At 48.3% G+C, this 4,282-nt stretch carries 7 protein-coding genes; all 7 read right to left on the bottom strand.

Annotated elements, in window-relative coordinates:
• Positions 1-224, bottom strand: a 224-nt coding sequence (locus B3182_RS07465) for a DUF1841 family protein (RefSeq protein ID WP_292752169.1), incomplete at its 3' end; no start/stop codon positions are given.
• Positions 224-403 carry a hypothetical protein gene (locus B3182_RS07460; RefSeq protein WP_349677929.1) on the bottom strand — a complete coding sequence of 60 codons (180 nt, stop codon included), beginning with the start codon at positions 401-403 and terminating at the stop codon, positions 224-226. The genes B3182_RS07465 and B3182_RS07460, both read right to left, overlap by 1 nt.
• Complete coding sequence (gene nth / locus B3182_RS07455; protein WP_292752166.1) at positions 400-1,032, bottom strand: endonuclease III; 633 nt, start codon at positions 1,030-1,032, stop codon at positions 400-402. The genes B3182_RS07460 and nth overlap by 4 nt, the downstream gene beginning before the upstream one ends.
• Before the next feature lie 2 nt (positions 1,033-1,034).
• Positions 1,035-1,724 (bottom strand): electron transport complex subunit E, encoded by a 690-nt coding sequence (locus tag B3182_RS07450; RefSeq protein WP_292354047.1) that lies wholly within the window; start codon positions 1,722-1,724, stop codon positions 1,035-1,037.
• On the bottom strand, positions 1,721-2,359 hold the full coding sequence (gene rsxG, locus B3182_RS07445) for an electron transport complex subunit RsxG (RefSeq protein ID WP_292354049.1): 639 nt from the start codon (positions 2,357-2,359) through the stop codon (positions 1,721-1,723). The genes B3182_RS07450 and rsxG overlap by 4 nt, the downstream gene beginning before the upstream one ends.
• The gene (gene rsxD / locus B3182_RS07440) at positions 2,356-3,387 is read right to left on the bottom strand and encodes an electron transport complex subunit RsxD (protein WP_292354051.1); all 1,032 of its coding nucleotides are present in this window, start codon (positions 3,385-3,387) and stop codon (positions 2,356-2,358) included. The genes rsxG and rsxD overlap by 4 nt, the downstream gene beginning before the upstream one ends.
• On the bottom strand, positions 3,387-4,282 hold an 896-nt coding region (gene rsxC, locus B3182_RS07435; protein WP_292752163.1), incomplete at its 5' end, for an electron transport complex subunit RsxC. The genes rsxD and rsxC, both read right to left, overlap by 1 nt.

Genomic DNA, 4,282 nt, shown 5'->3' with positions numbered 1-4,282 from the left:
TGCAGGCCCATATGCAGATAGGGGTTGGTCTGCCCATTTTCCACAAAATACTCCTGACCGGGTTGAATCGGGGAGGAGAGCAGGTTGTGATATTCCGGATGTAACACAATCACATCGGCAATCATTTGTTCGAGCGCGGTAAGTATTTGTCCGGATTGCATTTTTTGCCATACATCATGGTATTGCTGGCGTAACGCATCACGATCCTGACTGAAAATGGCCATCAGGCTGTTTTCCGCTGGCGTTGAGTACGCCGGTATTCATCACATAAATCGGTAACGATGCATTGATCACAATGCGGTTTTCTGGCGGTACAAACATAGCGGCCATGCAGGATCAGCCNNGCATGGGAGATCACGTCGACGACGGCGTTGCCGATGCCAACCACTTCGTATTGGGTCATTCTGTCTTGTCCTCGTATTGGCACAGGTCACGGATGATACAGGTGCGGCACAGCGGTTTGCGTGCCTTGCAATGATAGCGGCCATGCAGGATCAGCCAGTGATGGGCATCAAGTTTGAATTCGTCCGGGATCACCTTCATCAATCGATCTTCAACTTCACGGACATTTTTGCCTTTCGCCAGACCGGTTCGGTTCGACAGTCGAAAGATATGCGTATCCACGGCCATGACCGGATGTTTAAAAACGGTGTTGAGAATAACATTGGCGGTTTTACGGCCGACGCCGGGTAGTGCTTCCAGCGCTTCGCGATCATCTGGTACTTCACCACCATGTTTGTCGATTAACTGCTGGCAGGTTTTGATGACGTTTTCCGCTTTGCTGTTAAACAGTCCGATGGTTTTGATATAGCTTTTCAAACCATCCAGACCCAAGTCCAGAATGGCCTGGGGTGTGTTGGCCACCGGGTAGAGTTTATCGGTAGCTTTATTGACGCCGACATCGGTTGCCTGCGCGGACAGGATCACGGCGATCAATAATTCAAACGGCGTCTTGTAGTTCAGCTCGGTAGTGGGCGATGGGTTGTGATCGCGCAGTCTGCTGAAAAATTGTTGCCGCTGCGTTTGATTCATCGTTAGCCTGTGGTGGTTTGCGGTGTCAGTACTTCAGCTTTCACTTTCTCGGTCCGATTCGCCACACGGGCATCAATTGCATTTTTCAATGCCACGATAAGTCCCAGACCAATAAAGGCGCCAGGTGGCAAAATCGCAATAAGAAATCCACGATAATCATCGATGACGGTAATGGTTAAACCACGTGCAGCCTCACCAAACATTAAATGTGCCTGACTGAATAAGGTGCCCTGGCCAAGCAGTTCTCGCATACCACCCAGCAGTACCAGCACGGCGGTAAAACCGATACCCATCATCAAACCGTCAAGTAATGACGGGGTAACAGGATTACGTGCAGCAAAGGCTTCTGCCCGGGCAATAATCGAACAATTGGTGACAATTAACGGAATGAAAATACCCAGGATCAGGTAAAGCTCATGGAACCAGGCGTTCATTGATAATTCAATGGCCGTTACAATTGACGCAATGATTAAGACAAACACCGGTAATCGTGCTTCATCGGGAATCTGGTGGCGCAGCATGGAAATAATACCGTTAGAAGCCACTAATGTCAGGATGGTGGCAAGTCCCAGCCCCAGGCCATTGATGACGGTGTTGGTCACTGCAAGCAATGGACATAAACCCAATAATTGCACTAAAGCCGGATTATTTTTCCACAGACCTTCTTTAATAATCTGATTGTAGATTGTCATGTGTTTTCCTCTGCCGGGATAAACAACTTACCCTTATTTGCTTCAAAAAATTCCAGTGTACGCTTAATGGCATTGACTACGGCACGTGCAGTAATCGTCGCACCGGTAAATTGATCAAACTCACCGCCATCTTTTTTAACTTTCCAACGTGATTCATCCGGTGATTCCAGTGATAGTCCGGCAAATTGCAGGATCCAGTCATCACGTTGCACATCAATTTTATCGCCGAGACCAGGTGTTTCCTTATGGCTGATAACCCGAACTCCCGCCAGCGTGCCATCCGTGTATATGGCAATCAGAATTTTGATACTGCCACTGTAACCATCAGGAGCCACAGCGGTTAATACTGCTGCCACGGGATGACCGTTTTTTCTGGCTCGGTAAACAACGGTTGGCTCCTCGGTACCTAATTGCGGCGTCGGCGGTAACACGAGAGTGTCACTCAGGATATTATTGTCATATTCTTGTTTAGGCACCAGCACATTTATCGCTTCGAGTAGGGCCTGACGTTCATTTTCTCTGATCTGTTCGCGAGTACTTTCTTCAGTAAAAGCAACCAGAGTGGTGGCCACAATAGCAAACACACCCAGCATCAGCCCAACTCGAAATGCCGGTTGATTCCATAATGCTTTCATCGTGTTGCTCCACCATATACACGTGGTTGAGTGTAATAGTCGATTAACGGTACCAGCATATTCATCAAAATAACGGCAAAGGCAACGCCATCCGGATAGCCGCCCCAGATACGAATCACATAGGTCAGAATGCCAACGCCGGCACCAAATACAATACGACCTTTCAAGGTGGTAGAACCCGAGACCGGATCGGTCGCAATAAAGAATGCCCCCAGCATGGTGCCACCACTGAGTAAATGAAATAATGGTGACCCTGACACAGTGGGGTCAATTAACGTGGTAATACTGCTGATGATCAGCAAAGCCAGAATCATGGCGACAGGAACATGCCAGCTAATGACTTTGCGGTAAATTAACCAGATACCACCCAAAGCGAACCAGATATTAATCCATTCCCAGCCCAGCCCACCGACCATGCCGAACAATTCCTGACTACTGATAAATTCAGGATGTCGATCCAATACAATCTGCGTTTTCATTGCATCAAGTGGGGTTGCACCTGAATAAGCATCAATGCCCAAACCATTAAACTGACCGGTAAAAATTAATTGCAGGGCACTTAACCATCCCATTGGTTGCTCAGCAATCGACTGCACGGGTAACCAGGTGGTCATTTCCAGCGGAAAAGAAATCAAAAGCAAAACATAACCAACCATCGCCGGATTAAACGGGTTATAACCCAGACCACCATAAAGGTGTTTAGCGAAGATAATGGCAAAGGTCACACCAATTACCGTCATCCACCATGGCGAAAGTGGCGGGATAGCTAATGCCAGTAAAATAGCAGTTACCGCAGCGCTGCCGTCACTCAGGAAAGGCTTTAATGGCCGATGACGAAGTTTAAGCATCACCGCTTCGCTGATCAGGGCAACCACCACAGCAAGGGTGACATTAATCAGCACACCGGGACCGAAATAATATGTCATAGCGATTACTGCTGGTACCAGTGCGACAAGCACTTGCAGCATTTGTAAGGTGACGCGGTTAGCTCCAGCTAAAAACGGTGGGCTCAGCCGAAAAATGGGCATCAGGCTTTTTCCTCAGTAACCGAATCTGCTGATTCTGCGTTTGTGGTGGATTCTTCTTCTTTGGCTTTGGCTGCTTTGGAAGCCGCCAACGCAGCTTTACGCTGCCGCTGCCGCTCTTCTTTTTCCTGCTTTTCGCGTTCCAGTCTGGCCAAACGGCTTTCATGACGCTCACGAGCCAGATCAGCTTTTTGCTGTTCACGTTGCTGATTCATGATTTCGGTTTTGGAAAACCGGAAGTAGGAGACCAGCGGAATTTTGCTTGGACAAACATAATCACAGCAACCGCATTCAATACAATCAAATAAATTGTAATTACGGGTTTGTTCAAAATCTTTGGGGCGTGAATACCAGTAAAGCTGTTGTGGTAACAAACTGGCAGGGCAGACGTCTGCACAATCACCACAACGAATACACGGTAACGGCTGAGCAGGTGGGGCAACATCATCCACCCCGACCAGAATACAGTTGGCGGTTTTGGTGATAGGTAAATCATCACCAGCCAAGCTGTAACCCATCATCGGCCCACCCTGAATAAAGGGCTCATCGGGTTGACGTTTGGTTTCACAAAAATCCAGTAAATCTTTGATCGGTGTGCCAAACAATGTTTCAAAATTACCGGCGTGAGGGACATCAGTACCGGTAACCGTCACGACTCTTGAAATCAGCGGTTCACCATGCAGAATCGCACGACCCACAGCATAGGCAGTCCCCGGGTTATGACAGACGATCCCAATATCAATCGGTAATTTATTGGTAGGAACCTGTTTGCCGGTGACCACCTGAATCAACTGCTTTTCACCACCGGTTGGATAACGGGTCGGCACAATAACAATTTCGGTTTGCGATAAATGTGGTCTGCCGGTCAGGGCATAGCGTATTGCCGCAATCGCCTCAG

It is taken from the genome of Methylophaga sp. UBA4204 (genome assembly GCF_002379485.1).
In the GTDB taxonomy this organism is placed as follows: domain Bacteria; phylum Pseudomonadota; class Gammaproteobacteria; order Nitrosococcales; family Methylophagaceae; genus Methylophaga.
Note: the sequence above shows the minus strand (reverse complement) of the source record. Positions and strands in the feature narration are given on the sequence as shown.

Coding starts and splice junctions, on each gene's coding strand:
- nth (WP_292752166.1), bottom strand. CDS start 1,032: ATGAATCAAACGCAGCGGCAACAATTTTTCAGCAGACTGCGCGATCAC.
- B3182_RS07450 (WP_292354047.1), bottom strand. CDS start 1,724: ATGACAATCTACAATCAGATTATTAAAGAAGGTCTGTGGAAAAATAAT.
- rsxG (WP_292354049.1), bottom strand. CDS start 2,359: ATGAAAGCATTATGGAATCAACCGGCATTTCGAGTTGGGCTGATGCTG.
- rsxD (WP_292354051.1), bottom strand. CDS start 3,387: ATGCCCATTTTTCGGCTGAGCCCACCGTTTTTAGCTGGAGCTAACCGC.